The organism is Kluyvera georgiana (assembly GCF_050990895.1).
Classification (GTDB): domain Bacteria; phylum Pseudomonadota; class Gammaproteobacteria; order Enterobacterales; family Enterobacteriaceae; genus Kluyvera; species Kluyvera georgiana.
Window position 1 is genome coordinate 1957304 of record NZ_CP158865.1, and the last position, 26777, is coordinate 1984080.

Consider the following 26777-nt stretch of genomic DNA (forward strand, 5'->3'; position numbering starts at 1 on the left):
TTTCATTCCTGTTTACAGGCGACTTGGGCGAAAAGGATGCCCGCCAGATTAGCGGCGTGTTCGGGTTCAGGCAGGGCTACGGCGGCATGACATTGTTGTTCGGGCGCTTTACCCCATTTTACGGTTATCGAGAATTGGCGGGGAACGCCCGCCAGGTAGACGGTACCGGTGTCATCGACGATGCCGGAAATCGACGCGTTATCGACGGAAACCATCGCGCCGAAAGGAATGGCTAATCCTTTTATGCCTGAAAGCTGGAGCATGGCGCGATAACCGACGTGAGCAATAAAGTTTGCCGCCACTGCCGCGCTGCGGGTTGGAATGACGGTGACGGCGGTGGCGTCGGTATCAACATCATCCGGCAGGCTGGTGGTATCAATACGAATAGCGTTCTTTTGATACGCACTGAGGGACGGAATCACCGCATTTCCCTGCCAGTCGGTGCGTATCCCGCGCTGGTTCTGGAAACGGATGCCCTGCGCGCCCTGCGCCGAGACAATCGCAAACTGATCGCCCAGCGGTTGAGACAGCGTGACGCCGTGAGGATGGGCGACTATCGCTCCGCTAGCGCCGATGCTGAACTGCTGCGAATCGTTTGAGGAAGTGTAATAGCCCGCATTGAGATTGGCGTACCGTGAACGATAGCTGCCGTACAGGCTGCTGGTATCATCAGCATCATGGTTGCTGCGGCTCTGTTGCAAAGAATAGCTCAGGCGCCGATCGTCAAGCAGCGTGCCGTTTAAGCCTATGTTATGGCGCGTGTAACCCCGTTTACTGTTGCTCACGTTATAGCTGGACCACGCATTGGGTAACCAGCGGCTTAGCGGAATACTCAAACCAAAGGCTATCATCCGATCGTCTGGCCCATCGCTGGTTTTACTGTAGGTGTATGTCAGGTGATAGCTAATCCCCTTAATCGTGGTATTTATCCCGGCAGAGAGGCTGCGTTCCGTGTCCGAAGTGCCCCAGTAGTCCTGCTGGTAGCCGTTCAGATAAATGCTGCTACCGAGCAGCGTTTGGCTGATACTGGCCTGGATTCGATTGCGTTTGTTATAGCGGAACATCCAGTCATCTTCGCTACCGTCATATTTCTTATTGGCATCGGCAAAGCTGTAGTAACCCTGAGTCGAGTAGCGATAGCTGGCGAGGGTAAAGTTGGTATCTGTGGTTTCAATCTTTCCGGAATAGAGCAGACGGTATGACTGGCCGGTGCTGGTGTGATGATTATCCAGCGTCGCTTTGGCGGTGGTGACATCGGCGGAGAGCGCGCCAAAATCGCCCAGCGCGATACCGATACCGGCATTCAATGCCTGGTAATCCTCCGAGGCGGTGATGCCGCCAAATAATGTCGCGCTATTATTCAAGCCGTAAATCATGCTTGCCTGCGCGAATTCAGGCTCTTTTTCGCTGCTGCCGCTGGCGGCGCGATAGCGTGCGGCGGTGGCTTCGTACTTTATCCGGCCAGGGCGCAGCATAACCGCGGTGCTGGAATAGGGCTGGGTGAAATGGTGTTCGCTGCCATCGGCCTCTTTCACCGTCACCTCAAGGTCGCCGCTGTTGGTGGTGGAATAGAGATCGGTAATTTCAAACGCGCCGGGCGCGACGTTTTGCTGGTAGATGAGATAGCCATTTTGCCGAACGGACACTTCAGCATTCGAGCTGGCGACCCCGCGGATAATTGGCGCGTAGCCGCGCTGGCTATAGGGCAGCATTTCGTCATCGGAGGCGAGATTGACGCCGGTGTACTGTATGCTGTCAAAGACATCGCCACGAGTGCTGTTTTCGCCGACGGTAAACTGACTGCGCAGGAAATCAATATCGTGCTGGAGATAGGTGTTGATGGTCTCCCAGGCGTGGGTATTTTCAGATTTGCTCCAGGTAGAATAGTTTCGCAGGCGCCATCCCCCGAGGTTAAGACCGCTGCGCAGGTTGAGGTACTGGCTCTCAGACGTATTGTTATGTTCGTCGCTGGTCCGGGATCCGGAATAGCTGTAATCCGTAAACAACACGGGAACGCCGTCATCCCAGAGGGAAGGGGCGATGCCATCTCTTGCCTGGCTTGATATCGCGGCCTGCGGCATGCTTATTTTTAGCGTCATTGACGAAAAATCCAGCGTTGACGAAGCTTGCGGTATGTAATGACCCAGCGGTTCAGCAAGAGGCGTATCCGCAGGCGCTGTTGCAAGCTCAGGATAATCGTCAACTTTAATGCCCCACTGGCGCAGCATGGCGGGCGTAATTTGTGCCTGAAGTTCGCCGTTTTCGCCGCTGATGTAGGTGATCGACTGCTCATCCAACTCCGTTTTATTGAGCTTCAATCGGGAGGGCCAGGTTCCGGGCATCTGCGCGTTTTCGCGAGAAAAAAGAGAGAGGTCGATCTCCTGCTGCGAGAGCCCGTTACCTTCCAGCGAGGAGGCGGAGAAGGTGTATTCTTTCGCCAGTACCTGAGTCGAAAAAACAAATGCGATGCCGACCAGTCTGCGTATAAGCAATGACAGTCTTGATAAGGGGAACGTTTGTTTCTGCGGGCGGCAATATCGCAACTTTACCCCCTCTGATTGACAGAGGCTGAGTATTGCTGCGATGGGCTGCCGTAATCGCTAATGCAGCGCCAGGTGACCTGGTTCGCGAAAGACGGCGTATTCAGGGTAAATGAGGCATCGCTAAACGGGGCGACCATATCCGCCTGCTTCAGCGCAACGGCACCCAGGTGTAAGGAATCAAAAACCGTATAGAAGGCGTTTTTATTCGTCACCTTTAACACATTGCCTGAACGTGAGAACTGTAATTTTTCGCAGCTCTCAGCCGGCGTTCCGTTGATTTTTTTGGGGCGCCAGAACAGTTTGATACGGGTTTTATAGATGAGGCGCAGCATATTTTTACTTTCGTCTTCTTTGGCGGTGGCGGGAATGGTGCGCACGTTCATATAGAACAAGGACTCTTTATCTTCTGGCAACGGCGTACCGTTCCACGTAATACGTAGGCTCTGTTCTTTTTTGCCGTCCAGACGAAATAGCGGGGGCGTGACGATAAACGGCCCTCGCGTTTTTTCATCACCGATATCGGTCCAGGATTGAATTAACCAGGGGAGTTGCTCGTCGGTATTCGTTAATGCTAATGCCACCTCTTTTTTATTAGCATCAAAAATAATACGTGTACGGCCAACCTGGACGCCAGCAGCCGTGCACATGCACGAATAGAAAATAGGCGACAATGCTGCAGCCAGCACTAGGATACGCATAAACAGGGCCTCGGTGTAATAATATAATACGAAGGGTCATCGCCTGATATATATCAGGCGAAGCAGTCAAGAATATTAGTGATACACAATGTTGACCGTCAGATCGGCATCCGCGGGCCCTGGCGTGACCTCTGTGGCGAAGGATTTATATCGGGCCTGCAAGTGGGCCCAAACCGAATCGGTAGATACAGTAGGTAAATTGATATAGACCTGTCCTTCAGAGCCATCGAATGCCAACAACTGTGTTGGCTTATCGGCAGGACTCAGCGCAATCCCGACGCCGGTGGCCGCTTTATCGCCGGAGGTGCTGAGTTGGCTGACGTCAAGGAGCGTATTGGACCCGGTTAATGCCGTGGTGCCGTTAAAGGTGAGCTGTACGGCGGATAAGCCGTCGCTTGTGACCGGGCAGTCGACAAGTTTGATATCAACATCAATGGGATCTGACTCTGCACCTACAGTACTAAAAAGAGAGGTCGGCCAGGTTCCCAGGGGAACATTGAGGTCATTCCCGCTATCTCCATCAATGGTACAAGAAGGTTCGATGATTTCGCCGGTGAAATGGATGGTTCCCGCGCCGTTTTCCGCGCTGTGCGCGTTGAGTGAAAACGTAGCCAGAAAGGCTAACGCAATAATGCTTTTATTTATCTTCATAAAGATAACAACTCCTTGTTTATAGTTCATAGTCTATTTTTATAATCCATAGGACATTAATATTAATTCTATGCCTCTTAATATATTATAGAACGGTCGCTGGGATATTGGCGAGATGCCTGTTTGTTAAGCAATTGCTGCGTGAGGAGGCTTTTGATTCATTCATGGTGTTTTGATGGTGATAATATTCATTGTTGTTATTAATTCACCGGGCGTGTTGCTTGTTTTATCCTTTTTTATTCACGTTAAATAATTTTTCTGAATGTCTATTTTACCCGATTTTATAAGTTGCTCGCTTAATTTTAAGATTCCCTTAATCAATTTGTTAGTTTATTTCATGGTAAAAAGGGGAGTTCAACGGCTCGCGGGTATCAGCGCTAACTGAGCAGAACAAGATGGCTTATTATCCGTTTGTCGACTATCAGGAAACCCATTGCGTGCGAACCCTGGTGAGGTCTAACCTGAGAATGAGGGGCGCAGGCATCTTTTCTGCGACATGACCGCCATGGTTATCCCTGTATCCGGCCTGTCAGGGCCATAAACGCCCGAATTCCTCTACTTTCACTCCGCTATTCTGCCTATTGGCAATGCGCAACCTCGGGATAATACTCGCGACCGAAACTGCGAGAGTGAAGCCGTGGCAGAAGAGAGCGACGACGACAAAACGGAAGACCCCACACCCCAACGGCTTGAGAAAGCGCGCGAAGAGGGGCAAATCCCGCGTTCCCGCGAGCTGACATCGCTGCTGATGCTGCTGGTGGGCGTTTGCGTGCTCTGGCTGGGCGGGGAATCCCTTGCCCGTCGGTTGGCCAATCTGCTCTCGGGCGGGCTGCGTTTTGACCACAGCATCGTCAGCGATCCCAATCTGATCCTCGGACAAATCATTCTGCTGCTCAAAGAAGCCATGCTGGCGCTGCTGCCGCTGATAGTCGGCGTGGTGACGGTGGCGCTGGTGGCGCCGATGATGCTCGGCGGGCTGGTGTTCAGCACCAAATCACTGGCCTTCAAGCTCGATAAGCTCAACCCGCTGCCGGGCATTAAGCGCATGTTCTCGGCGCAGACCGCGGCGGAGCTCACCAAAGCCATTATGAAAGCGGTGCTGATGGGCACCGTGGCGGGCTTTTTCCTGTGGATGCACTGGCCGCAGATGATGCGGCTGGTCAGCGAGTCGCCGCTGTCGGCGATGGGGGATGCGCTGAACATGGTCGGGCTGTGCGCGCTGCTGGTGGCGCTGGGCATCATTCCGATGGTGGGGTTCGACGTCTTCTGGCAGATCCACAGCCATCTGAAGAAGCTGCGCATGTCGCGCCAGGATATCCGCGATGAATTCAAGCAGAGCGAGGGCGACCCGCACGTGAAAGGGCGTATTCGCCAGATGCAGCGGGCGGCGGCGCGGCAGCGCATGATGGCGGACGTGCCGAAGGCCGACGTTATCGTGAATAACCCGACCCACTATTCGGTGGCGTTGCAGTACGACGAAAACAAAATGAGCGCGCCGAAGGTGGTGGCAAAAGGGGCTGGCCTGGTGGCGCTGCGCATTCGTGAAATTGGCGAAGAGAACCGAATACCGATGCTGGAAGCGCCGCCGCTGGCGCGGGCGCTGTATCGCCATGCCGATATCGGCCAGCAGATCCCCGGCCAGCTATACGCCGCGGTAGCGGAAGTGCTGGCGTGGGTATGGCAACTGAAGCGCTGGCGACTGGCGGGCGGCGTACCGCCGAAAAAACCGGATAACATACCGGTGCCTGAGGCACTGGATTTTTTGAACGAGAAGGACTCTGATGGCTAATCTTGTCGCAATGCTGCGTCTCCCCGGCAACCTGAAATCTACCCAGTGGCAAGTGCTTGCCGGGCCGGTGCTGATCCTGCTGATTCTGTCGATGATGGTGCTGCCGCTTCCGGCTTTCGTCCTCGATCTGCTGTTCACCTTTAATATTGCGCTCTCCATCATGGTGCTGTTGGTGGCGATGTTTACCCAGCGTACGCTGGAATTTGCCGCATTCCCCACCATTTTGCTGTTCACCACGCTGCTGCGCCTGGCGCTGAACGTCGCGTCAACCCGTATCATTCTGATGGAAGGTCATACCGGCGGCGCGGCGGCGGGGAAGGTGGTAGAGGCGTTCGGCCACTTCCTCGTGGGCGGTAACTTCGCCATCGGGATCGTGGTATTTATCATCCTCGTGATCATCAACTTTATGGTTATCACCAAAGGTGCGGGTCGTATTGCAGAGGTGGGCGCGCGTTTCGTGCTGGACGGGATGCCGGGTAAACAGATGGCGATTGACGCGGACCTCAACGCCGGAATTATCGGCGAAGACGAGGCCAAAAAGCGTCGTGCCGAAGTGACTCAGGAAGCCGATTTCTACGGTTCAATGGACGGCGCCAGTAAATTCGTGCGCGGCGATGCCATCGCCGGGATCCTGATCATGGTGATTAACGTCATCGGCGGCCTGCTGGTGGGCGTATTGCAGCACGGGCTGGATCTCGGCAAAGCGGCGGAATCCTATACGCTGCTGACCATCGGCGATGGCCTGGTAGCCCAGATTCCGGCGCTGGTTATCTCAACCGCTGCGGGTGTTATTGTGACGCGCGTCAGTACTGAGCAGGATGTCGGCGAGCAGATGGTGGGGCAGCTGTTCAGCAACCCGCGCGTGATGCTCCTTAGCGCCGGGGTACTCGGCCTGCTGGGGCTGGTGCCGGGGATGCCAAACCTGGTGTTCCTGCTGTTTACCGCCGCGCTGCTGGGGCTGGCCTGGTGGATTCGCGGGCGCGAAATGAAAGCGCCGGAGCAACCGCAGCCGGTGAACGTGCCGGAGAGCAGTTCGCAGGCCGTTGAGGCCACCTGGAGCGACGTGCAGCTGGAAGATACCCTGGGGATGGAGGTCGGTTATCGTCTGATCCCGATGGTCGATTTCCAGCAGGACGGCGAGCTGCTGGGGCGTATCCGCAGTATCCGGAAGAAATTTGCTCAGGAGATGGGCTTCCTGCCGCCGGTGGTACACATCCGCGACAATATGGATCTTTCTCCAGCGCTGTATCGTATTCTGCTCAAAGGCGTTGAAATTGGCAGCGGTGAAGCCTATCCGGGGCGTTGGCTGGCGATTAACCCCGGCACTGCCGCGGGAAGTTTGCCGGGCGAGGTGACAACCGATCCGGCGTTTGGCCTGGAGGCTATCTGGATTGAGAGCGCGTTGAAAGAGCAGGCGCAGATTCAGGGCTTTACGGTGGTGGAAGCCAGTACGGTGGTGGCAACACATCTGAACCATTTAATCAGCCTCCATGCTTCTGAGCTGTTTGGTCGCCAGGAAGCACAGCAGCTGCTGGATCGTGTGACCCAGGAAATGCCGAAGCTGACCGAAGATTTAGTGCCGGGCGTGGTCACGCTGACGACGCTGCACAAAGTGCTACAAAATCTACTGGATGAGAAAGTACCGATTCGCGATATGCGCACCATTCTCGAGACGCTGGCGGAGCATGCGCCGATTCAAACCGACCCGGGCGAACTGACCTCGGTGGTGCGCGTGGCGCTGGGCCGGGCCATTACCCAGCGCTGGTTCCCGGGCAACGACGAGGTACAGGTGATTGGGCTGGATACGCCGCTGGAGCGTCTGTTGCTGCAGGCGTTGCAGGGCGGCGGCGGACTGGAGCCAGGTCTGGCAGACAGACTGTTAGCACAGACGCAGGAGGCGCTGGCGCGTCAGGAGATGCTGGGCGCACCGCCGGTACTGCTGGTCAATCACGCGCTGCGTCCTCTGCTGTCGCGTTTTTTACGCCGTAGCCTGCCGCAGCTGGTGGTGTTGTCGAATATGGAACTCTCCGACAACCGTAATATCCGCATGACCGCGACCATTGGAGGCAAATAATGCCGCGATTTCTTCCGCTGCTTTGCCTCCTGCCGTGTCTGGCGCAGGCGGCGGGTGAGGGCGCCTGGCAGGCCAGCAATATTGGCATTACGCTCAACCATCGTGGCGTGGCGGCCTCGTCACGCCCGCTGTCGCCATCGCAGCCGGTGCAGGGCGCAACCACGCTGGTTGCCTGGCGCTATGAACTGAACGGGCCGATTCCTGCCGGGCTGCGCACGCGCCTGTGTTCGCTCTCGCGCTGTACGGAGCTGGATGCCCTCAGCGGCACCACGATGGCGTTCAATCAGGTTTCAGCCGCTGAGCCGTTTCGTTTTATTTGGGAGATTCCCGGCGGCGGGCGATTAATTCCCGCTCTACAGGTTAAAAGCATTCAAATCATCGTTAACTACCGCTAATCGCCGCACATTCCTCCACTCGCCGCTCGATTCTGGTGGCGAGCTCGCATTTCTGGCCCCTGCTTTTGATTGTAAAGAAACGTTGTTTTATAAATCAGTGATGCATATGCCACGACTCTTTGCATTTTTGCCAATCCTACGCCCGAACTGGCAGAAATAGGAAGGTATCCCTTGATGCATACTTTTACTGTAGCCGTGTCAGTACTCCTTTTGTCTCACCCTCAGCGAGCGAAGGAGATTCATAATAAAAAAGCACAGGATTGACGGCTAATGAATAGAACGCGAAAAATAGGACTGGTAAATTACTTCGCCTACGGATCGGGAGATTTCCTCGGCGCGGGAACGACCGCGCTGACCGCTGCATGGCTTCTCTATTTCTATACCACTTTCTGCGGGTTAAGCCCCATTGAGGCCACCTTTATCTTTGCCACCGCCAGGGTTCTGGATGCGGTGGTCAGTCCGTTAATGGGCTTCCTGACCGACAACTTCGGCTCTACCTGGTTAGGTAAACGCTTCGGTCGTCGTAAATTCTTCATTATGTTGGGTATCCCTTGCGTGTTCAGCTATTCCTTTATGTGGATAGGGGACATGGGCTTCTGGTATTACCTCCTGACCTATCTGATTTTTGACGTGGTCTACACCATGATCCTGGTACCGTACGAAACGCTGGTACCGGAAATGACCGACGACTTCAAACAGAAAACCAAGTTCTCAGGCGCGCGTATTGGTATGGCTCAGATGTCGGCGATTCTGGCCTCCTTCCTGCCGGGTATCCTGCTGACTCATTTTGGTAAAGACAACGCCATTTCCTTCTTTTACGCCAGCCTGGTGTTCTCCGTACTGTGCGCGCTGATGCTAACCTTCGTCTGGTTCTTCACCTGGGAACGCCCGCGTGAAGAGTGGACCGCGGCAGCCCTGAAGGCGGAAGAAGAGAAAAAGCACCTGACCTTTGGTCAGAGCATGAATCGCCTGTTTGTTGAACTGAGCTCTACGCTGCGCATCAAGATTTTCCGCCAGCATCTGGGCATGTACCTCGGGGGCTATATCGCCCAGGACGTGTTCAACGCCGTCTTTACCTACTATGTGGTGTTTGTGCTGATGCAGGAAGCTTCCGTGGCTTCTAACCTGCTCGGCACAATGGCGATTTTCCAGTTCATTGCCGTTATTGCCATGATCCCGCTGTGCATCCGCTTTGGGCCGGCACCGTCCTACCGCATGGTTGTCGTCCTGTTTGGTTTGGGGTCTTTCTCTTACGCGGCGCTGTACTACGCAGGCATGAGCGACATCTACTCGCTGCTGCTGCTGATCTCCGCTATCGCAGGCCTGGGTCGCGGGGGCATCAACTATGTACCGTGGAACACCTACACCTATATTTCTGACGTCGATGAAGTCATCACCGGTCAGCGTCGCGAAGGGATCTTCGCCGGCATCATGACCCTGACCCGTAAAGCCTCTCAGGCCGGTGCGGTCATGCTGGTGGGGATCATCATGCAGCTGTCCGGCTTTGTGTCCGGCCAGAAAACGCAGCCGCCTGAAGTCAGCCATACCATCCTGATGATCCTCAGCATGGGTACCATCATCGTATTGGCGTTGGGCTTCCTCGTTTCCCTGCGCTTTAAGCTGAACCTGAAAACCCACAGCGTGCTGCGTGAAGAGACCGCGAAAATGCGTGAATCTGGCCACGTGATGCCTGAGACCGTTACGCCGCAGGCGCGCGCTACGGTCGAGATGCTGGCGGGGATGCCTTATGAATCCCTGTGGGGCAACAACAACATTGGCTACCTGAATCGTAACAAACCTGCTGCACCTTCACTGAAGCAGGCTGCAACATTGAATTCGACTTACAACAGAGGTTAAGAATATGAAAGTTTGGCCCGTCAAACATAGCCCATTATTACGACAGCCGGAGCGCTTTATCTCCCGGGAAGAGGTGAAAGCCTTGATTCAGACGGTGACGAACAATCTGGTGAATATCAAGGATGAAACCGGCCAATTTCTGCTGCGCCTGGACGATGGTCGCGTCATTGATACCAAAGGATGGGCAGGCTGGGAATGGACGCATGGCGTAGGGCTGTACGGTATTTATCAGTACTACCAGCAAACCGGCGATGTGGCGATGCGCGATATTATCGACAGCTGGTTTGCAGACCGTTTTGCCGAGGGGGCGACCACCAAAAACGTCAACACCATGGCGCCGTTCCTGACGCTGGCCTATCGCTATGAAGAGACGGGTAATCCGGCGTACCTGCCGTGGCTCGACAGCTGGGCGGAATGGGCGATGAATGAGATGCCGCGCACCGAACACGGCGGCATGCAGCACATCACGCTGGCGGAGGAAAACCATCAGCAGATGTGGGATGACACGCTGATGATGACCGTGCTGCCGCTGGCGAAAATTGGCAAACTGCTGAATCGTCCTGAATATGTGGAAGAAGCGGTGTATCAGTTCCTGCTGCACGTGCAGAATCTGATGGATCGGGAAACCGGCCTGTGGTTCCACGGCTGGAGCTACGAAGGCAACCACAACTTTGCTAACGCCCGCTGGGCACGCGGCAACAGCTGGCTGACCATCGTGATCCCAGACTTCCTTGAGCTGGTCGATCTGCCGGAAAACAACGCGACGCGTCGTTATCTGGTGCAGGTGCTGAACGCGCAGATTGCCGCGCTGGCGAAATGTCAGGATGAGAGCGGGCTGTGGCACACCTTGCTGGACGATCCGAACTCCTATCTGGAAGCGTCGGCAACCGCCGGTTTTGCCTACGGTATTCTGAAAGCGGTGCGCAAGCGCTACGTGAGCCAGGAGTATGCGATCGTTGCGGAAAAAGCGATTAAAGGCATTGTGAAGCACATATCACCGGAAGGCGAGCTGCTACAAACCTCCTTTGGCACCGGCATGGGGTCTAACCTCGATTTCTACCGCGAAATCCCGCTGACCTCGATGCCATACGGGCAGGCGATGGCGATCCTGTGCCTGACCGAGTATTTACGTAAGTTCTTCTAAGTTCTCTCTCTTCACCCACCCGGCCACGTCAGTCGCCGGGTTTTTTATTACCCGGTAAATCAAAATTTTTTGCAATTTTCACTTTTAGTTATAAAAAAATTTTAAGTGGATCGCATTCTTGTGTGATGGGTAATAGCCGCAATGACATTAGTGATATAGCTCACATTTAACCCGCCGTCATAAGAATATAAAAACAGTGTTTCAAAATAATAAAACACGAGGTTTATTTTTCATGGCAAGAAATACGGCTTCAGCCCCCCACGGGCTGCAGGGAAGACCTGTCAATCTGCGCCATCAATTGGCATACGGAGGCGGAAACCTCTTAGGTAGCGGCGCGCTGGCGATCAGCGGCGCGTGGCTGTTGTACTTCTACACCACCTTCTGCGGCCTGACGTTAATCGAAGCCGCGTTTATTTTCTCCGTTGCCAGCGTCATTGACGCCATCAGTAACCCGCTGATGGGTTACCTCACCGATAACTTCGGCAAAACGCGCCTTGGTAAGCGCTTTGGCCGCCGCCGCTTCTTCCTGCTGATCGGCATTCCGCTGATGATGTTCTACCCGCTGCTGTGGGTGGAAGGGCTGAGCTTCTGGTACTACCTGTGCACCTACGTGATGTTCGAGATTATTTATACCTCAGTTATGGTGCCGTACGAAACATTAGCCACCGAAATGACCGACGACTTCGCGCTGCGCTCGAAGCTGACAGGCTATAAAGCGATTTTTGGTAAGCTGGCAAACTTCCTCGCTGCCTTTATTCCAGGGCAGTTCATTCTGCTGTACGGCAAAGATTCCGCGACCCCGTTCTTCCTGACCGGCCTGACCTACGGCGCGATCCTGATCGCGGCAGTGGCCTGCCTGTGGTACAACAGCTGGGAACGCCCGCGTGAAGAAGAGACGGAAGTACAGGCGAAAACCGGCTTGCTGAATACGCTGCTGTCGCTGGCGAAAGATATGCGCTCAACCTTCTATCTGCGCGTGTTCCGTAAGCACCTTGGCATGTACCTGTGCGGTTTTGGCGCCGAGTGGCTGTTTGCCTCCATTTTTACCTACTTTGTTATTTTCGTTCTCCAGCACGATCCGGCGATGGTCGCCGGGCTGAACAGCCTTAACTCTATCCTGCAGCTGATCTCCACGGCGCTGTTTATCGGCCTGTGCGTGAAAAAAGGCTTCAGCAAGCCGTACATTATTGCGTTGAGCATCGTTATCTTCGCCGTGTTGCTCTATACCTCGCTGTGGTTCTTCCATTTGCCGGTGCATCTGGCGACCATTCTGATGTTCGGCATCACGATCATTTTCGGCCTGGGGACCGGCGGCGTGTACTACATTCCGTGGACCGTTTACACCTTCCTGGCGGACGTGGATGAAGTCTACACCGGCCGTCGCCGTGAGGGCATCTATGCCGGGGCGATGACCTTCTCCGGCAAGATTCTGCGTTCTATTATCGTGTTTGTGATGGGAGCCATCCTCAGCTACTACGGCTTCCAGTCAAAAGCGCACGTGCAGCCGGAAAGCGCGGTTAACGCGATTGCGGTAGTGTTCTGCGGCGGCGTAGCGTTGCTGGCGCTGATGGCGATTGTCTTCAGTAAGCAGATGAAGCTGGATCGCGAAACGCACAAAGTGGTGCTGCAGGAAGTCGCGCGTATTAAAGCAGGCGGCAAGCTTGAGGATATCACCCCGGAGGTCCGTGCGGTGGTGGAAGATCTGGTAGGGCATCGCTACGAAGAGTGCTGGGGCAATAGCCCGCTGTTTAAAAACGACGACGCGCCTGTTGTTGTGGAAGCCGTTTCCGCCGGGCGCTAAGGCACCCGACGTTCACGTCTCTTACCCCTGGGACGGCGGCTGCGGCTGACCGTTCTGGGGGGCAAAAAGATGGTCGAGGATCTGGCGCATCACCGGCGCCGCGACCACGCCGTCACTCCCCCCATTTTCTAACACTAACGCTACGGCCACCTGCGGATTTTTATACGGCGCAAAGGCGGTATAAAAAATATGGTCGCGCAGGCGGGTTGGAATCATCTTCGCGTTATAGGTCTGGTTCTCCTTCAGGCTGAATACCTGAGAGGTGCCGCTTTTTGCCGCAATACCGTATGGTGCGGTGTGGAAGAACTTGTAGCCGGTGCCGTTGGGGGCATTTGCCATGCCGAACATCGCCTGGCGTACCAGGTTCCAGTAAGGTGAAGAGGCGCTGGCAATCTGCGTTTCATTTTTGGGCTCCCGATAGGGCGTCACCGTGTTGCCGGACTCTTCATCCTTCAGCAGGTGAGGGGGAATGACGCGACCATTATTGAGCAGCGCCACCATCGCTTTCACCATTTGTATTGGCGTGGCTATCCAGTAGCCCTGCCCGATGCCGACCGAAATCGTATCCCCCTGATACCACGCTTTTTTATGCACCCGCTCTTTCCAGCTGCGGCTTGGCAACAGACCGTTGTACTCTTCATCAAGATCGATGCCGGTGGGCTTGCCGTAGCCGAACTGGCTGAGCATAGTATGAATGCGGTCGATACCCATCATATAGGCCACCTGATAAAAGAAGGTATCGGCGGACTCTTCAATCGCTTTGGTCACGTCGAGCATTCCGTGGCCGGTTTTCTTCCAGTCGCGGTAATGGCGTTGGGTGCCCGGCAGGGTCCAGGTCGGCGCGCCGAAGAAGCTGGTCTGTGGGCTAATCACGCCGTCGAGCAGCGCCGACATCGCCATATAGGGTTTGACGGTTGAGGCAGGTGGGTACAGCCCCTGGGTCACGCGGTTAATCAGCGGCAGATCTTTATCCTGCAACAAGGTGTTGTAGTCCTGATAGCTGATGCCTTTGACGAAGGGGTTGGGGTCATAGCTTGGGTTGGAGACCATCGCCAACACGGAACCGTCGTGCGGATCCTCCACCAGCACGGCGGCGCGCTGCCCGACCAGCAGGCTCTCAATATACTCTTGCAGATGCAGATCCAGCGTGAGGTGAATATCTTTCCCGGCAACCGGCGGGACGTCTTTTAACAGACGAACGATGCGTCCGTGGTTATCAACTTCCACTTCCTGATAGCCGGTTTTACCGTGCAGTTCATTTTCGTAATAGCGCTCGATACCCTGCTTACCAATGTTGTGGTCGGCGGCATAGTTCTCGGCAATCCCTTCTTTATCCAGCGTTTTGAGATCGGTATCGTTGATTTTCGACACGTAGCCCAGCACGTGCGCTAATTCGGCACCATACGGATACTGACGGTCCTCATAACTGTCAATCGTGACGCCGCTGAAACGGAACTGGTTCACGGAGAAGCGGGCAATTTCGACGTCGGTCAGCGCGTTTTTTAGCACCACCGGGCGATAGCGGCTGCTCGATTTTAAGGCCTTGTGGAATTGTTCAATATCATCAGGCGTCAGGTCGACCAGGGGCGTCAGTTGATGCAACAGGGCATCCATATCGCTGATTTTATAGGGGGTAACCGAAATATCGTACCAGGTCACGTTCTTGACCAGCGGAATGCCGTTGCGATCGTAGATGATGCCGCGCGTTGGCGCGACCGGCAGCATTTTGATGTCGTTGGCGTCCGAACGGGTGGTGTAGTAGTCGTGTTCATCAACCTGGAGATGATACAGGTTGAAAATCAATATGCTAAAGCAGATGACGACCAGGCCAAAGGCCACTAGCGCGCGTCGCAGAAAGAGTTTTCTCTCCGCTTCATAATCTCGAAATGTCATGAACGGTACCCAGTGTATAAGCCGCCTAATGATACGGAGCGGTCACTGGCATGACAGGCAAAAAATGTACCATCCCTCCTGGAAATGTGTCATTCCTTGTGTTTTGTAACAAATTGCAGTGAACGTAGGCCGGATAAGGCGTTTGCGCCGCCATCCGGCAAGGTGCGCGGGGCCGCCTGATGGTGCTTCGCTTATCAGTCCTGGAAGGGGTCATTCGGGAAAATAAAAAAAGCCCGCGACAGGCGCAGGCTTTTTTATACCACTCGAAGTAATTACATACGTTCGACGGTTTCGATACCCAGAGTGTCGAGACCCAGTTTCAGCGTTTTTGCCGTCAGCAGCGCCAGCTTCAGGCGGCTATTACGCACTGCTTCGCTCTCTGCGGAGAGGATTGGACAGTGCTCGTAGAAGCCGGAGAACAGACCGGCAAGATCGTACAGATAGGCACACATCACGTGCGGCGTACCGTCGCGAGCAACCACGTTCAGCGTCTCTTCGAACTGCAGCAGGCGTGCAGCCAACTGGGCTTCACGATCTTCGGTAATGGAAACAGCGGCGTTGACGATTGCGCTCTCTTCCAGCTCCGCTTTACGGAATACGGACAGAACGCGGGTATAGGCATACTGCATATACGGCGCGGTGTTGCCTTCGAAGGCCAGCATGTTATCCCAGTCGAATACGTAGTCGGTGGTGCGGTTTTTGGAGAGATCGGCATATTTCACCGCGCCAATACCGACGACGTTGGCCAGTTTTTCCAGCTCGTCTGCCGGCATATCCGGGTTCTTCTCTGCCACCAGACGGCGCGCGCGCTCCAGCGCTTCGTCCAGCAGATCCGCCAGCTTCACGGTACCACCGGCACGGGTTTTGAACGGCTTGCCGTCTTTACCCAGCATCATGCCGAACATGTGGTGCTCCAGCGGAACGGAATCTGGCACGTAGCCGGCTTTACGCACGATGGTCCACGCCTGCATCAGGTGCTGGTGCTGACGGGAGTCGATGTAGTACAGCACGCGGTCGGCATGCAGGGTTTCGTAACGATATTTCGCACAGGCGATATCGGTGGTGGTGTACAGGTAGCCGCCATCCTTTTTCTGGATGATGACGCCCATAGGCTCACCTTCTTTGTTCTTGAACTCGTCCAGGAACACTACGGTTGCGCCTTCGCTCTCCACTGCCAGACCTTTGGCTTTCAGGTCGGCTACGATACCCGGCAGCATTGGGTTGTACAGGCTTTCACCCATCACGTCGTCGCGGGTCAGGGTGACGTTCAGGCGATCGTAGGTCAGCTGGTTCTGGGTCATGGTGATGTCGACCAGCTGGCGCCACATTTTACGGAAGTATTCATCGCCGCTCTGCAGCTTAACCACATAGCTACGCGCGCGCTCGGCGAAGGCTTCGTCTTCGTCATAATGTTTTTTCGCGTCGCGGTAGAAACCTTCGAGGTCGGCCAGCGCCATTTCACCGGCGTTGTCCTGCTGCTGCTTTTCCAGCCACGCAATCAGCATACCGAACTGGGTGCCCCAGTCGCCGACGTGGTTGGCGCGGATAACTTTGTGACCCATCAATTCCAGGGTACGTACCGCCGCATCGCCGATGATGGTGGAGCGCAGATGGCCCACGTGCATCTCTTTGGCGACGTTTGGCGCGGAGTAGTCAACCACGATAGTTTGTGCCTGCGGCTGCGCGATACCCAGACGATCGCTTTTCAACGCCTGAGTCACGTGCTCGGCAAGGAAAGCCGGATCGAGGAAAATATTGATAAAGCCTGGCCCGGCGATTTCCACTTTATTGGCGATGCCATCAAGCTGGAGATGAGACAGTACCTGCTCTGCCAGTTGTCGCGGCGCCATGCCCAGTTTCTTGGCAACCGCCATCACGCCGTTAGCCTGATAGTCACCGAACTGTACTTTTGCTGACTGACGAACCTGTGGTTCGCAATCGGCAGGTGCGCCTGCCGCAATCATGGCCTGACTGACTTTTTCTGAGAGAAGAGCCTGAATATTCACCGGAATACCTTACGTTTTAGACGCCGTCACCATGCTGGTTCCGCGCCGGGTGTGGATAAATTAAGGCGGGAGTATACTGCATTTGCCGGATGCCGTCAGCATTGGCCCAACGCCGCCTGAACAGGGATTAATCGCTTGTCCGCCTCATAGGTTGGTTCAGCGCCAACAACAGGGTAGATTAGCCTTTTCATTGATTAAGAGTAGGGCTGAAATGGCAAACTGGCAGACGATGGCACAGCTACAGGATATTTCTGCGGATCTTCCGCGCTTCACCGAGGCGTTCAGCACGCTTGCCCAGCGTCTGGGGTTAGATATTGCCCCGCTTAACGCTGACCACATTTCGCTGCGCTGTCATCAAAATGCGACTGCCGAGCGCTGGCGTGCCGGGTTTGAACAGTGCGGTACGCTGCTGTCGGAAAATATCATCAATGGCCGACCTATCTGCCTGTTCAAACTGGATGAGCCGGTGTGCGTCGCGCACTGGCGCTTTACGGTCGTTGAACTACCGTGGCCGGGTGAGAAGCGCTATCCCCATGAAGGTTGGGAACATATTGAAATCGTCCTGCCGGGCGAACCGGCGCAGCTTAATGCCCGCGCGCTGGCGTTGCTGTCCGATGACGGCCTGAGCCAGCCGGGTATTTCAGTGAAAACCAGTTCACCGAAAGGGGAACGCGAACGCTTGCCCAATCCCACCATGGCGGTGACCGACGGCAACGTGACGGTGAAATTTCATCCGTGGACGATTGAAGAGATCGTTGCCAGTGAACAGGCAGTGTAACAATGTGAGCTAACGCGGGGTCTGTCGCGCGGAACGGTGGCATGATCGGACGCTGGAGAAAAAGGGAGAGAGACATGGCATTGCTGGAGATCTGCTGTTATAGCACGGAATGCGCGGTTATCGCGCAGCAGAACGGGGCCGATCGCATTGAACTGTGCGCCGCGCCGCTGGAAGGGGGGCTGACGCCGTCGTACGGCGTGTTGAGAGCCACTCGCCAGCGGGTGACGATTCCCGTCCATCCCATTATTCGCCCGCGCGGCGGTGATTTTTGTTATACAGACGGCGAGTTTGCCGCCATGCTGGAAGATGTTCGCCAGGTTCGTTCGTTGGGGTATCCCGGCGTTGTGATTGGCATACTCAACCCGGAAGGGCAGGTCGATGTACCGCGGATGCGACAAATTATGGTGGCTGCAGGGCCACTGGCGGTGACGTTCCACCGGGCGTTTGATATGTGTGCAAATCCGCTGCAAACTGCTGATGCACTGGCGGAATTAGGTGTCGCCCGCATACTGACTTCGGGGCAACAGCCGTCGGCGGAAAAAGGTATTTCATTAATTCGGGAACTAATCGCCCGTAACGATACTCCAACCATTATGGCGGGTGCAGGTGTAAGAGCGAGTAACCTTTCACTCTTCCTGGAAGCCGGCGTCAAAGAAGTGCACAGTTCAGCCGGGCAATGGCTGCCCTCCGACATGCGTTATCGCAACCCCGGATTGTCAATGTCAACGGATCCTGACGCTGATGAGTATTCGCGTTATGCCGTCGACGGTGCGGCAGTGGCCGCAATGAAAGCGATCATCACGCAGCATGAGTAGCTAACGTTTTTTACCGCGCGTCATATCGCCCAATATGATGCTTGCTTGTACCAGGCCCCTGCCCATTAAACAGGGGCCTTTTTTTCTCCGTTATTTCCCCACTGCACCGTCGGTAGGCCGGATAAGGCGTTACGCCGCCATCCGGCATGTGCGCCGGGGTTACCCGATGGCGCTGCGCTTATCGGGCCTACCGGACAGATTACGGTTTGCGGGCAATCAGCACCGCGCGCAGCGGGGCAGGATAGCCTTCCACCGTTTTGCTCGGGTCGTTCGGGTCAAGGAAGTCGGCCAGCGACTCGGTCACCATCCACTCGGTGCGGCGCTGCTCTTCGGTGGTGGTTACGCTCATATCAGCGATGCGTACGTCGACAAATCCGCACTTCTCGAGCCAATTTTTCAGCGCCAGCGCGGACGGAATAAAATAGACGTTGCGCATTTGCGCGTAGCGGTCGCCCGGCACCAGCACCGTATTCTCGTCGCCTTCCACCACCAGCGTTTCCAGTACCAGCTCACCCTCGCTGACCAGCTGATCTTTCAACTGCCAGATATGCTCCAGCGGCGATCGGCGGTGGTACAACACGCCCATTGAGAAGACGGTGTCAAAGGCTTTTAAGGCTGGAAGCTGTTCAATGCCGAGCGGCAGCAGGTGCGCGCGCTGATCGTTACCCAGCAATTTACGCACCGCTTCAAACTGGCACAGGAACAGCTGGGTGGGGTCAATACCGACCGCCAGATGCGCGCCTGCGCCAATCATGCGCCACAGGTGATAGCCGCTGCCGCAACCGACGTCGAGAATCGTACGCCCGCTCAGGTCAGACAGATGCGGTAACACGCGCTCCCATTTCCAGTCGGAGCGCCATTCGGTGTCGATGTTAACGCCATACAGTGAAAACGGTCCTTTACGCCACGGCATCAGGTTACGCATTAACGTATCGATGCGTTTAAGCTGGCCTTCACTCAGCGGCGTTTCGCTTTCCGCGGTGACGCTGTGCAGCAGGTCAAGTTTCCACGGCTGAATTTCAGGTAGAAACTCGACGGCATTGGCCCATTGCTTAAACAGGCCGTGCTGATCGCGCTGCCAGGCGCCAATCTGCGCGGGCAGCGTTTCCAGCCAGTGGGAGAGCGGGCTTTTGGCGATTAACTGGTAAAAATTGCCGAACTCGATCATGCCGGGGTTCCTGCTTTCAGTGCCACCAGAGAGCCAAAGTTAAAGCACTGGAACCACAGCTCGCTGTGTTCGAAGCCGGCCTCCTGCAAACGCGCTTTATGCACTTCAACGGAGTCGGTCAGCATCACGTTTTCCAGCATGCTGCGCTTCTGGCTGATTTCCAGCTCGCTGTAGCCGTTAGCACGCTTAAAGTCGTGGTGCATATTGAACAGCAGCTCGCCGACGGTCGCGTCTTCGAAGCTGAACTTCTCGGACAGCACCAGCGCGCCGCCTGGGTTGAGACCCTGATAAATTTTGTTCAATAACGCCTGACGTTCTGCGGGTTCGAGGAACTGTACGGTAAAGTTCAGCACCACCAGGGAGGCGTTGTGAATCTCAATGTCGCGAATGTCACCTTCAATCACGTCGACCGGGGTCGGCGCTTTATAGGCGTCGATATGGCGGCGACAGCGTTCAATCATCGCGGGGGAATTATCGACGGCGATGATACGGCAGTCGTTATAGGCGATGTTACGGCGTATGGAGAGGGTGGCCGCACCGAGTGAACAACCCAGGTCGTAGACCTGCGTGCCGGGCTGCACGAAGCGCTCGGCCAGCATGCCTATCATCGAGATAATATTCGAGTAGCCCGGTACGGAGCGCTGGATCATATCCGGGAAGACTTCGGCTACCCGTTCGTCGAAAGTCCAGTCGCCAAGATGGGCGATCGGGGCAGAAAATAGCGTGTCGCGGTCAGACATAAGGTGAAATCCGGAAAAATAAAAACGGCGTATTGTGCGCTAATGGAGGGAGAAAACCAACTCCCACGGCATATACCACAGGTTCGCCAGCACCATTAGCAACAGCGAAATGTAGGTTGCGCTCATGCCGGAGCGCCGCCAGCGAAAGAGGCGATGGTGGAATCCATAATAGTGCATCAGCCGCCCGGCCAGCAGCAGCAGGCCGCAAATGTGCACCATCCAGGTCTCCGCGCCGTTCATTTCCATAAACAGCAGCAGAACCACGCCAATGGGGATGTATTCCACCGCGTTGCCGTGAATGCGGATGGCGCTCTGTAGCTCGCTAAAGCCGCCGTCACCGTAGGCAACGCGGTACAGCATGCGCAGGCGAACGACATCAAAGGAAAACTTTATCAGCAACAATGCCGCCAGCACGGCATACAACGCGCTAACCATACAAACTCCCTTTCTTTTGGCAGATGGCACTCATTATCATAGGTAGGAACGTCAGAAAAGAGAAGATTGTTGTGGAATTGCCGGCGCGTCACCCAGGTCGGGAAGGGCGGTGCGCAACGTATTCCACAGGGCGTCCACCAGCTCGGGCGCCTGGGCGATATCCGGCGTATGCAGGAATAAATAGGGGGTGGTGGTTTGCTGCCATAGCGGCAATTTTTCCAGCCACGGCGTAAACATCGCCAGATTCTGCGCCATATTATCGCTGCCGATAAAGCGCACCATTGGCTGACCGGCGGTGACGACGGCGTGCACCGGTACCTTCGGTTTCTTACGTTGCGCCTCGATGACGGCTTCATTGTGCGGAATGGCGGCATGCACCGGGCGGCTGTCGAGAATCACGCGATTCACGCCACGTTCGTGCAGGCCACGATTGAGCTGTCGCTCTTCATCACCTTTACTGAAAAAGCCAGGATGGCGAACTTCCACGCCGTAATGGAATTCCTTTGGCAGGCCGTCGAGGAATGCCCATAGCGCAGGGAGGTCGCGCGGCCCAAAGGTCGCGGGAAGCTGTAGCCAGTACTGACCAATTCGCCCGGCGAGAGGCGATAGCCGCTGGAAAAATTCCTGCGTGAGATCGCCGCACTGGCGTAGCGCAGCCTGATGTGAAATGGTCGCCGGGAATTTAAAGCAAAAACGGAAGTTATCATCCGTTTGAGCCTGCCAGCGGGCGACAATCTCGGCTTTTGGCAGCGCGTACAGCGTGGTGTTACCCTCCACGCAGTTAAAGTGGCGAGCGTACTGTTCGAGGCTGGTAATACCCAATCGCACCCATTTCGGGTGCGACCATTGGGGAAGCCCAAGATAAATCATAAGGCGGCGAGGATCTCCTCAGTGCTGCGCACGCGGGCGATGCGCGGGAAGATATGCGTCATGCTGCCCTGATGTTGCTCAGCGGAAGCGGCGCTGCATGCATCTTCGGCGATGATCAGATTAAAGCCCAGCTCCCAGGCGTTACGCGCGGTTGACTCGACGCCGATATTGGTTGAAATCCCACACAGAATAATGGTGTCAATGCCTCGGCGGCGCAGCTGCATTTCAAGATCGGTTCCGTAGAAGGCACCCCACTGGCGTTTGGTCACTTCGATATCTCCGTCCTGTTTACCCAGTTCAGCCGGATAGGTCCACCAGTTGTCCGGCAGCGCTTTTGCCGGGGCCTGCGCGTCAACCGGCTGTTTTAACGCTTCGGCATAATCGGCGGACCAGCCCACGCGTACCATCACCACCGGCGCAGAGGCGGCGCGGCATTTTTCGGCTAAACGCGCGGCGCGTGACACAACGTCGCTTGCGGTATGCGGGCCGCCGGCGAACGGCAGAATGCCTTCCTGCAAGTCAATGACGACAAGGGCGGTTTTGTTTGCGACTAAATTCAGCATGGTTATTCCTCTGTAAGCGGGCTGTCGGGGGCATACCTTACAATTGTCGCCAGGTGATCGAATGGATAATTATTGTTAATTTTTGTGAGCGTAAGCAATAAGCGTTCAGCAAACAGGCGTATAAACCGCACTGGGCTTATCGCCAGCGAGAATTTCCAGTATAATAGCCCCCTTTTTTCATCCAGTAGTGACATTCAGCTAAAGCTGCGACAGTAAAGCCTGCCAGGCAGGCGACAATCCGCCGACGGCTAAGTTAAGGGATATCTCATGCGTACAGAATATTGCGGACAGCTTCGACAGTCCCACGTTGGGCAGCAGGTGACTCTGTGTGGTTGGGTCAACCGCCGTCGTGATCTCGGTAGCCTCATTTTTATCGATATGCGCGACCGTGAAGGCATCGTACAGGTGTTCTTCGATCCGGATCGTGCGGATGCGTTGAAGTTAGCCTCTGAACTGCGTAATGAGTTCTGCATTCAGGTTACCGGCACCGTTCGCGCCCGTGATGAAAAAAACATCAACGCGGATATGGCGACCGGTGCGATTGAAGTTCTGGCTTCCGACCTGGTTATCATCAACCGTTCAGAATCGCTGCCGCTGGACTCCAACCACGTTAACACCGAAGAAGCGCGTCTGAAGTACCGCTACCTCGACCTGCGTCGTCCTGAAATGGCTCAGCGCCTGAAAACCCGCGCCAAAATCACCAGCTTTGTGCGCCGCTTTATGGACGATCACGGTTTCCTCGATATCGAAACCCCGATGCTGACCAAAGCGACCCCGGAAGGCGCACGCGATTACCTGGTACCGTCCCGCGTACATAAAGGTAAATTCTATGCGCTGCCGCAGTCGCCTCAGCTGTTCAAACAGCTGCTGATGATGTCCGGTTTCGACCGCTACTATCAGATCGTAAAATGCTTCCGTGACGAAGATCTGCGCGCTGACCGTCAGCCAGAATTTACCCAGATCGACGTGGAAACTTCCTTCATGACCGCACCGCAGGTACGTGAAGTGATGGAAGCGATGGTGCGTCAGCTGTGGCTGGAAATCAAAGGCGTGGATCTGGGCGACTTCCCGATCATGACCTTCGCTGAAGCCGAACGCCGTTACGGTTCCGACAAACCGGATCTGCGTAACCCGATGGAGCTGGTAGACGTTGCTGATCTGCTGAAAGACGTGGAATTCGCGGTCTTCTCTGGCCCGGCAAACGATCCGAAAGGCCGCGTAGCCGCGCTGCGCGTACCGGGCGGCGCTGCGCTGACCCGTAAGCTTATCGACGAATACGGCAACTTTGTGAAGATCTACGGCGCGAAAGGCCTGGCTTACATCAAAGTGACCGAACGCGCCAAGGGTCTGGAAGGCATCACCAGCCCGGTCGCCAAATTCCTGACCGCCGACATCATTGAAGCTATCCTTGAGCGCACCGGCGCGCAGGACGGCGACATGATCTTCTTCGGCGCGGATAACAAGAAAGTGGTTGCCGACGCGATGGGCGCGCTGCGTCTGAAGCTGGGTAAAGACCTGAACCTGACCGACGAAACCCTGTGGGCGCCGCTGTGGGTTATCGACTTCCCGATGTTTGAAGACGACGGTGAAGGCGGTTTGACCGCGATGCACCACCCGTTCACCTCGCCGAAAGACATGACCGCCGAAGAACTGAAAGCGGCACCGGAAGACGCGGTAGCGAACGCCTACGATATGGTGATCAACGGCTACGAAGTGGGCGGTGGTTCCGTACGTATTCACCGCGGCGACATGCAGCAGACCGTGTTCGGTATCCTCGGCATCAATGAGCAAGAGCAGCGCGAGAAGTTTGGCTTCCTGCTGGACGCGCTGAAGTACGGTACGCCGCCTCACGCGGGTCTGGCATTCGGTCTAGACCGTCTGACCATGCTGCTGACCGGCACCGACAACATCCGTGACGTTATCGCTTTCCCGAAAACCACGGCGGCTGCCTGCCTGATGACCGAAGCGCCAAGCTTCGCGAACCCGGCCTCTCTTGGCGAGCTGGGTATTCAGGTTGTGGCAAAAGAGCCGAAAGCGTCGGCGGAGAACGAGTAACATGCTATTCAAGCAGCCCGTCTCTATTCTGGTGGTCATTTATGCCCAGGACAGTAAACGGGTGCTGATGCTGCAGCGACGCGATGACCCCGAGTTCTGGCAGTCGGTTACCGGCAGCCTGGAAGCGGGGGAAACCGCGTCGCAGGCCGCCGTGCGTGAAGTAAAGGAAGAGGTCACCATTGACGTTGTTTCTGAGCAACTGACCTTGATGGACTGTCAGCGCACGGTGGAGTTTGAAATTTTTCAACATTTACGACATCGCTATGCCCCAGGCGTAGTGCGCAATACGGAATCCTGGTTCTGCCTTGCGCTGCCCCACGAGCGGGAGATTGTGTTCACTGAACACCTGGCCTACCAATGGCTCGATGCGCCCGTTGCGGCGGCGCTGACCAAGTCGTGGAGTAACCGGCAGGCGATTGAAGAATTTGTCATTAACGCTGCCTGATAGGGCAAAGTTTTTTGGAGATATTTTTATGGCAGGTCATAGTAAATGGGCCAACACCAGACATCGTAAAGCGGCGCAGGATGCCAAGCGCGGCAAAATCTTCACCAAGATCATTCGTGAGCTGGTGACGGCGGCTAAACTGGGCGGCGGCGATCCGGATGCTAATCCGCGTCTGCGTGCGGCGGTGGATAAAGCACTGTCCAACAACATGACCCGTGACACCCTGAACCGTGCGATTGCGCGCGGCGTGGGCGGTGATGAAGACTCGAACATGGAGACCATCATCTATGAAGGTTACGGCCCTGGCGGCACGGCGGTGATGATTGAATGCCTGTCCGATAACCGTAACCGTACCGTTGCGGAAGTGCGTCACGCGTTCAGCAAAACCGGTGGTAACCTGGGAACTGACGGTTCGGTTGCTTACCTGTTCAGCAAAAAAGGCGTGATCTCTTTTGAGAAAGGCGACGAAGACGTCATCATGGAAGCGGCGCTGGAAGCCGGTGCTGAAGACGTTGTGACCTTCGATGACGGCGCGATTGACGTTTACACCGCGTGGGAAGAGATGGGCAAAGTGCGCGACGCGCTGGAAGCCGCGGGTCTGAAAGCTGATGCCGCTGAAGTCTCAATGATTCCGTCTACCAAAGCGGACATGGACGCGGAAACCGCGCCGAAGCTGCTGCGTCTTATCGACATGCTGGAAGACTGTGACGACGTTCAGGAAGTTTACCACAACGGTGAAATCTCTGACGAGGTTGCTGCTACCTTAGAATGAGGTGGCTGAACCCTAATATAACAGGAGATGCGTGATGGCTATTATTCTCGGCATTGACCCGGGGTCGCGCATCACCGGTTATGGCGTGATTCGCCAGGTTGGCCGTCAGTTGACCTACCTCGGTAGCGGCTGCATTCGCACCAAAGTCGAGGATCTCCCGTCGCGCCTGAAGCTGATTTACGCGGGCGTGACGGAGATTATCACCCAGTTCCAGCCGGACTATTTCGCGATAGAGCAGGTTTTTATGGCGAAAAACGCCGACTCGGCGCTTAAGCTGGGGCAGGCGCGCGGGGTGGCCATTGTGGCCGCCACCAATCAGGAGCTGCCTGTCTTTGAGTACGCCGCCCGTCAGGTGAAACAGACCGTGGTGGGTATTGGTAGCGCGGAAAAAAGCCAGGTTCAGCATATGGTGCGCACGCTGTTAAAGCTCCCCGCTAACCCGCAGGCCGATGCCGCGGATGCGCTGGCTATCGCCATTACCCACTGCCACGTCAGCCAGAACGCCATGCAGGTGAGTGACGCAAGGCTGAATTTAGCGCGTGGGCGGTTACGCTAATCTAAATCACCTCAGTCGCCGTTGACTGGGGTGTTTCTTTATCTTGTGAATCCACCAGAATCAGATTCGGATGCTGCCACAGACTGGCTGGTGTTACCGTTTTGCGCTCCCAGGGAATGGAACCTAAAAACCACAGTTTCCAGAAAGTGAGCTTTGCATTGGGGTTGCTGTTCAGTAACTCTTCAAACGTCTCGACGTCGCCTATCGGAATAGACAGCGCTTCTTTGTAGATATCAAACACAAATTTCGAACAGAACTGGCGCGATGACTCGTATTTAAATCCGGTGTGATAAAACTTGTTTAGCCGGGCAGGAACCTGCTCCATGATGGCGAGCTTCTGTTTGACCGTCAGGCCGCCGCGCAGGCGACGTACGGCGTAACGCTGCCCGGCTGAACGCTGGATAAATAGCGACAGCGTGGTGACGGTTGAGAGCGGAACGCGGCTTTCTGCCACCAGATAGTCTTCACCGTTGTGGCCAATAATCATGCCTACATGATTGCTCCAACACCGTGATGCGGTTGATATCTGACCGAAAAGTGCGGTACCTATACAGGTAAATACAATATCTCCGGTTTCATATTCGATTAGATAATGTTTTTTCATGTTCTCGTTCCGTGGTGATTATTCTGAAATAACGTCCTCTATTTTATGCTGTTGGATAATTAGCATTATATTAATCTTATGGCAAGTATATGGTTATTAATGAATGGGAGTGATGAATGTTATGT

At 55.4% G+C, this 26777-nt stretch carries 23 protein-coding genes; 12 read left to right on the forward strand and 11 right to left on the reverse strand.

Annotation, left to right across the window (positions count from 1 at the left end; genetic code table 11):
- Positions 1-2 precede the first annotated feature (2 nt).
- The 3 genes from ABTW00_RS09295 to ABTW00_RS09305 all read right to left on the reverse strand — a co-directional run bounded on the left by ABTW00_RS09295 (position 3) and on the right by ABTW00_RS09305 (position 3922).
- On the reverse strand, positions 3-2492 hold the full coding sequence (locus tag ABTW00_RS09295) for a fimbria/pilus outer membrane usher protein (RefSeq protein ID WP_433640341.1): 2490 nt from the start codon (positions 2490-2492) through the stop codon (positions 3-5).
- Positions 2493-2545: 53 nt separating this feature from the next.
- Positions 2546-3241, reverse strand: a complete 696-nt coding sequence (locus tag ABTW00_RS09300) for a fimbrial biogenesis chaperone (RefSeq protein WP_433640343.1) — start codon at positions 3239-3241, stop codon at positions 2546-2548.
- Positions 3242-3316: 75 nt separating this feature from the next.
- Entirely contained in the window at positions 3317-3922 is a 606-nt protein-coding gene (locus ABTW00_RS09305; RefSeq protein WP_433640345.1) for a fimbrial protein, read from the reverse strand.
- Positions 3923-4529: 607 nt separating this feature from the next.
- Here ABTW00_RS09305 and flhB point away from each other — a divergent pair.
- From flhB to ABTW00_RS09335, 6 genes are all read left to right on the forward strand, one after another.
- A complete protein-coding gene (flhB, locus tag ABTW00_RS09310) occupies positions 4530-5681 on the forward strand; it encodes a flagellar biosynthesis protein FlhB (RefSeq protein ID WP_433640347.1) in 1152 nt (383 codons plus the stop codon).
- Positions 5674-7755, forward strand: a complete 2082-nt coding sequence (gene flhA / locus ABTW00_RS09315; RefSeq protein WP_064544660.1) for a flagellar biosynthesis protein FlhA — start codon at positions 5674-5676, stop codon at positions 7753-7755. Before flhB ends, flhA begins: the two co-directional genes overlap by 8 nt.
- Positions 7755-8150, forward strand: a complete 396-nt coding sequence (gene flhE / locus ABTW00_RS09320) for a flagellar protein FlhE (protein ID WP_064544662.1) — start codon at positions 7755-7757, stop codon at positions 8148-8150. The genes flhA and flhE overlap by 1 nt, the downstream gene beginning before the upstream one ends.
- Before the next feature lie 270 nt (positions 8151-8420).
- Complete coding sequence (locus tag ABTW00_RS09325; protein ID WP_064544664.1) at positions 8421-10007, forward strand: MFS transporter; 1587 nt, start codon at positions 8421-8423, stop codon at positions 10005-10007.
- Between the two features lie 4 nt (positions 10008-10011).
- The gene (locus ABTW00_RS09330) at positions 10012-11151 is read left to right on the forward strand and encodes a glycoside hydrolase family 88/105 protein (protein ID WP_433640350.1); all 1140 of its coding nucleotides are present in this window, start codon (positions 10012-10014) and stop codon (positions 11149-11151) included.
- Between the two features lie 232 nt (positions 11152-11383).
- Positions 11384-12952, forward strand: coding sequence for an MFS transporter (locus tag ABTW00_RS09335; protein ID WP_064544668.1), 1569 nt, complete (start codon positions 11384-11386; stop codon positions 12950-12952).
- Positions 12953-12973: 21 nt separating this feature from the next.
- On the opposite strand, the gene mrdA is transcribed toward ABTW00_RS09335, so the two are convergent.
- Together mrdA and argS are read right to left on the reverse strand one after the other, a co-directional pair.
- Complete coding sequence (gene mrdA / locus ABTW00_RS09340) at positions 12974-14845, reverse strand: penicillin-binding protein 2 (RefSeq protein WP_433640353.1); 1872 nt, start codon at positions 14843-14845, stop codon at positions 12974-12976.
- 272 nt (positions 14846-15117) lie between these two features.
- Complete coding sequence (argS, locus tag ABTW00_RS09345; protein ID WP_271447662.1) at positions 15118-16851, reverse strand: arginine--tRNA ligase; 1734 nt, start codon at positions 16849-16851, stop codon at positions 15118-15120.
- 211 nt (positions 16852-17062) lie between these two features.
- Between argS and ABTW00_RS09350 the strand changes: the two genes are divergently transcribed.
- Positions 17063-17629, forward strand: coding sequence for a VOC family protein (locus ABTW00_RS09350; RefSeq protein ID WP_064544673.1), 567 nt, complete (start codon positions 17063-17065; stop codon positions 17627-17629).
- Between the two features lie 74 nt (positions 17630-17703).
- Positions 17704-18444 carry a copper homeostasis protein CutC gene (gene cutC / locus ABTW00_RS09355; RefSeq protein ID WP_271447663.1) on the forward strand — a complete coding sequence of 247 codons (741 nt, stop codon included), beginning with the start codon at positions 17704-17706 and terminating at the stop codon, positions 18442-18444.
- Positions 18445-18643: 199 nt separating this feature from the next.
- Here the strand turns inward: cutC and cmoB are convergent, their stop codons facing one another.
- Genes cmoB through ABTW00_RS09380 form a run of 5 tightly spaced genes read right to left on the reverse strand, consistent with a single transcriptional unit; the run spans position 18644 to position 22220 of the window.
- On the reverse strand, positions 18644-19612 hold the full coding sequence (cmoB, locus tag ABTW00_RS09360; protein WP_065358126.1) for a tRNA 5-methoxyuridine(34)/uridine 5-oxyacetic acid(34) synthase CmoB: 969 nt from the start codon (positions 19610-19612) through the stop codon (positions 18644-18646).
- Positions 19609-20352, reverse strand: coding sequence for a carboxy-S-adenosyl-L-methionine synthase CmoA (cmoA, locus tag ABTW00_RS09365; protein ID WP_064544678.1), 744 nt, complete (start codon positions 20350-20352; stop codon positions 19609-19611). The genes cmoB and cmoA overlap by 4 nt, the downstream gene beginning before the upstream one ends.
- A 39-nt stretch (positions 20353-20391) precedes the next feature.
- Entirely contained in the window at positions 20392-20787 is a 396-nt protein-coding gene (locus tag ABTW00_RS09370; RefSeq protein WP_064544680.1) for an MAPEG family protein, read from the reverse strand.
- Between the two features lie 51 nt (positions 20788-20838).
- A complete protein-coding gene (locus ABTW00_RS09375; RefSeq protein ID WP_065358125.1) occupies positions 20839-21657 on the reverse strand; it encodes a DUF72 domain-containing protein in 819 nt (272 codons plus the stop codon).
- Positions 21654-22220, reverse strand: coding sequence for a hydrolase (locus ABTW00_RS09380; protein WP_433640357.1), 567 nt, complete (start codon positions 22218-22220; stop codon positions 21654-21656). Before ABTW00_RS09380 ends, ABTW00_RS09375 begins: the two co-directional genes overlap by 4 nt.
- A gap of 267 nt (positions 22221-22487) precedes the next feature.
- Here ABTW00_RS09380 and aspS point away from each other — a divergent pair, with 267 nt between their 5' ends.
- The 4 genes from aspS to ruvC are packed head-to-tail and all read left to right on the forward strand — an operon-like array spanning position 22488 to position 26048.
- Positions 22488-24275 (forward strand): aspartate--tRNA ligase, encoded by a 1788-nt coding sequence (gene aspS, locus ABTW00_RS09385; protein ID WP_065358123.1) that lies wholly within the window; start codon positions 22488-22490, stop codon positions 24273-24275.
- A 1-nt stretch (position 24276) separates the two neighbouring features.
- Positions 24277-24720 carry a dihydroneopterin triphosphate diphosphatase gene (nudB, locus tag ABTW00_RS09390; protein WP_065358122.1) on the forward strand — a complete coding sequence of 148 codons (444 nt, stop codon included), beginning with the start codon at positions 24277-24279 and terminating at the stop codon, positions 24718-24720.
- 28 nt (positions 24721-24748) lie between these two features.
- On the forward strand, positions 24749-25492 hold the full coding sequence (locus ABTW00_RS09395) for a YebC/PmpR family DNA-binding transcriptional regulator (RefSeq protein ID WP_064544690.1): 744 nt from the start codon (positions 24749-24751) through the stop codon (positions 25490-25492).
- Between the two features lie 34 nt (positions 25493-25526).
- Positions 25527-26048 carry a crossover junction endodeoxyribonuclease RuvC gene (gene ruvC / locus ABTW00_RS09400; protein WP_064544692.1) on the forward strand — a complete coding sequence of 174 codons (522 nt, stop codon included), beginning with the start codon at positions 25527-25529 and terminating at the stop codon, positions 26046-26048.
- A gap of 1 nt (position 26049) precedes the next feature.
- Here ruvC and ABTW00_RS09405 read toward each other — a convergent pair whose 3' ends face one another.
- Positions 26050-26652 carry a YebB family permuted papain-like enzyme gene (locus ABTW00_RS09405; RefSeq protein WP_271447668.1) on the reverse strand — a complete coding sequence of 201 codons (603 nt, stop codon included), beginning with the start codon at positions 26650-26652 and terminating at the stop codon, positions 26050-26052.
- Positions 26653-26777 lie beyond the last annotated feature (125 nt).

Excerpts from the sequence above, each read along its gene's own strand:
- ABTW00_RS09300 (WP_433640343.1), bottom strand. The coding sequence starts at position 3,241 with ATGCGTATCCTAGTGCTGGCTGCAGCATTGTCGCCTATTTTCTATTCG.
- ABTW00_RS09305 (WP_433640345.1), bottom strand. The coding sequence starts at position 3,922 with ATGAACTATAAACAAGGAGTTGTTATCTTTATGAAGATAAATAAAAGC.
- flhA (WP_064544660.1), top strand. The coding sequence starts at position 5,674 with ATGGCTAATCTTGTCGCAATGCTGCGTCTCCCCGGCAACCTGAAATCT.
- flhE (WP_064544662.1), top strand. The coding sequence starts at position 7,755 with ATGCCGCGATTTCTTCCGCTGCTTTGCCTCCTGCCGTGTCTGGCGCAG.
- ABTW00_RS09325 (WP_064544664.1), top strand. The coding sequence starts at position 8,421 with ATGAATAGAACGCGAAAAATAGGACTGGTAAATTACTTCGCCTACGGA.
- ABTW00_RS09330 (WP_433640350.1), top strand. The coding sequence starts at position 10,012 with ATGAAAGTTTGGCCCGTCAAACATAGCCCATTATTACGACAGCCGGAG.
- ABTW00_RS09335 (WP_064544668.1), top strand. The coding sequence starts at position 11,384 with ATGGCAAGAAATACGGCTTCAGCCCCCCACGGGCTGCAGGGAAGACCT.
- mrdA (WP_433640353.1), bottom strand. The coding sequence starts at position 14,845 with ATGACATTTCGAGATTATGAAGCGGAGAGAAAACTCTTTCTGCGACGC.
- ABTW00_RS09350 (WP_064544673.1), top strand. The coding sequence starts at position 17,063 with ATGGCAAACTGGCAGACGATGGCACAGCTACAGGATATTTCTGCGGAT.
- cutC (WP_271447663.1), top strand. The coding sequence starts at position 17,704 with ATGGCATTGCTGGAGATCTGCTGTTATAGCACGGAATGCGCGGTTATC.
- cmoB (WP_065358126.1), bottom strand. The coding sequence starts at position 19,612 with ATGATCGAGTTCGGCAATTTTTACCAGTTAATCGCCAAAAGCCCGCTC.
- cmoA (WP_064544678.1), bottom strand. The coding sequence starts at position 20,352 with ATGTCTGACCGCGACACGCTATTTTCTGCCCCGATCGCCCATCTTGGC.
- ABTW00_RS09370 (WP_064544680.1), bottom strand. The coding sequence starts at position 20,787 with ATGGTTAGCGCGTTGTATGCCGTGCTGGCGGCATTGTTGCTGATAAAG.
- ABTW00_RS09375 (WP_065358125.1), bottom strand. The coding sequence starts at position 21,657 with ATGATTTATCTTGGGCTTCCCCAATGGTCGCACCCGAAATGGGTGCGA.
- ABTW00_RS09380 (WP_433640357.1), bottom strand. The coding sequence starts at position 22,220 with ATGCTGAATTTAGTCGCAAACAAAACCGCCCTTGTCGTCATTGACTTG.
- aspS (WP_065358123.1), top strand. The coding sequence starts at position 22,488 with ATGCGTACAGAATATTGCGGACAGCTTCGACAGTCCCACGTTGGGCAG.
- nudB (WP_065358122.1), top strand. The coding sequence starts at position 24,277 with ATGCTATTCAAGCAGCCCGTCTCTATTCTGGTGGTCATTTATGCCCAG.
- ABTW00_RS09395 (WP_064544690.1), top strand. The coding sequence starts at position 24,749 with ATGGCAGGTCATAGTAAATGGGCCAACACCAGACATCGTAAAGCGGCG.
- ruvC (WP_064544692.1), top strand. The coding sequence starts at position 25,527 with ATGGCTATTATTCTCGGCATTGACCCGGGGTCGCGCATCACCGGTTAT.
- ABTW00_RS09405 (WP_271447668.1), bottom strand. The coding sequence starts at position 26,652 with ATGAAAAAACATTATCTAATCGAATATGAAACCGGAGATATTGTATTT.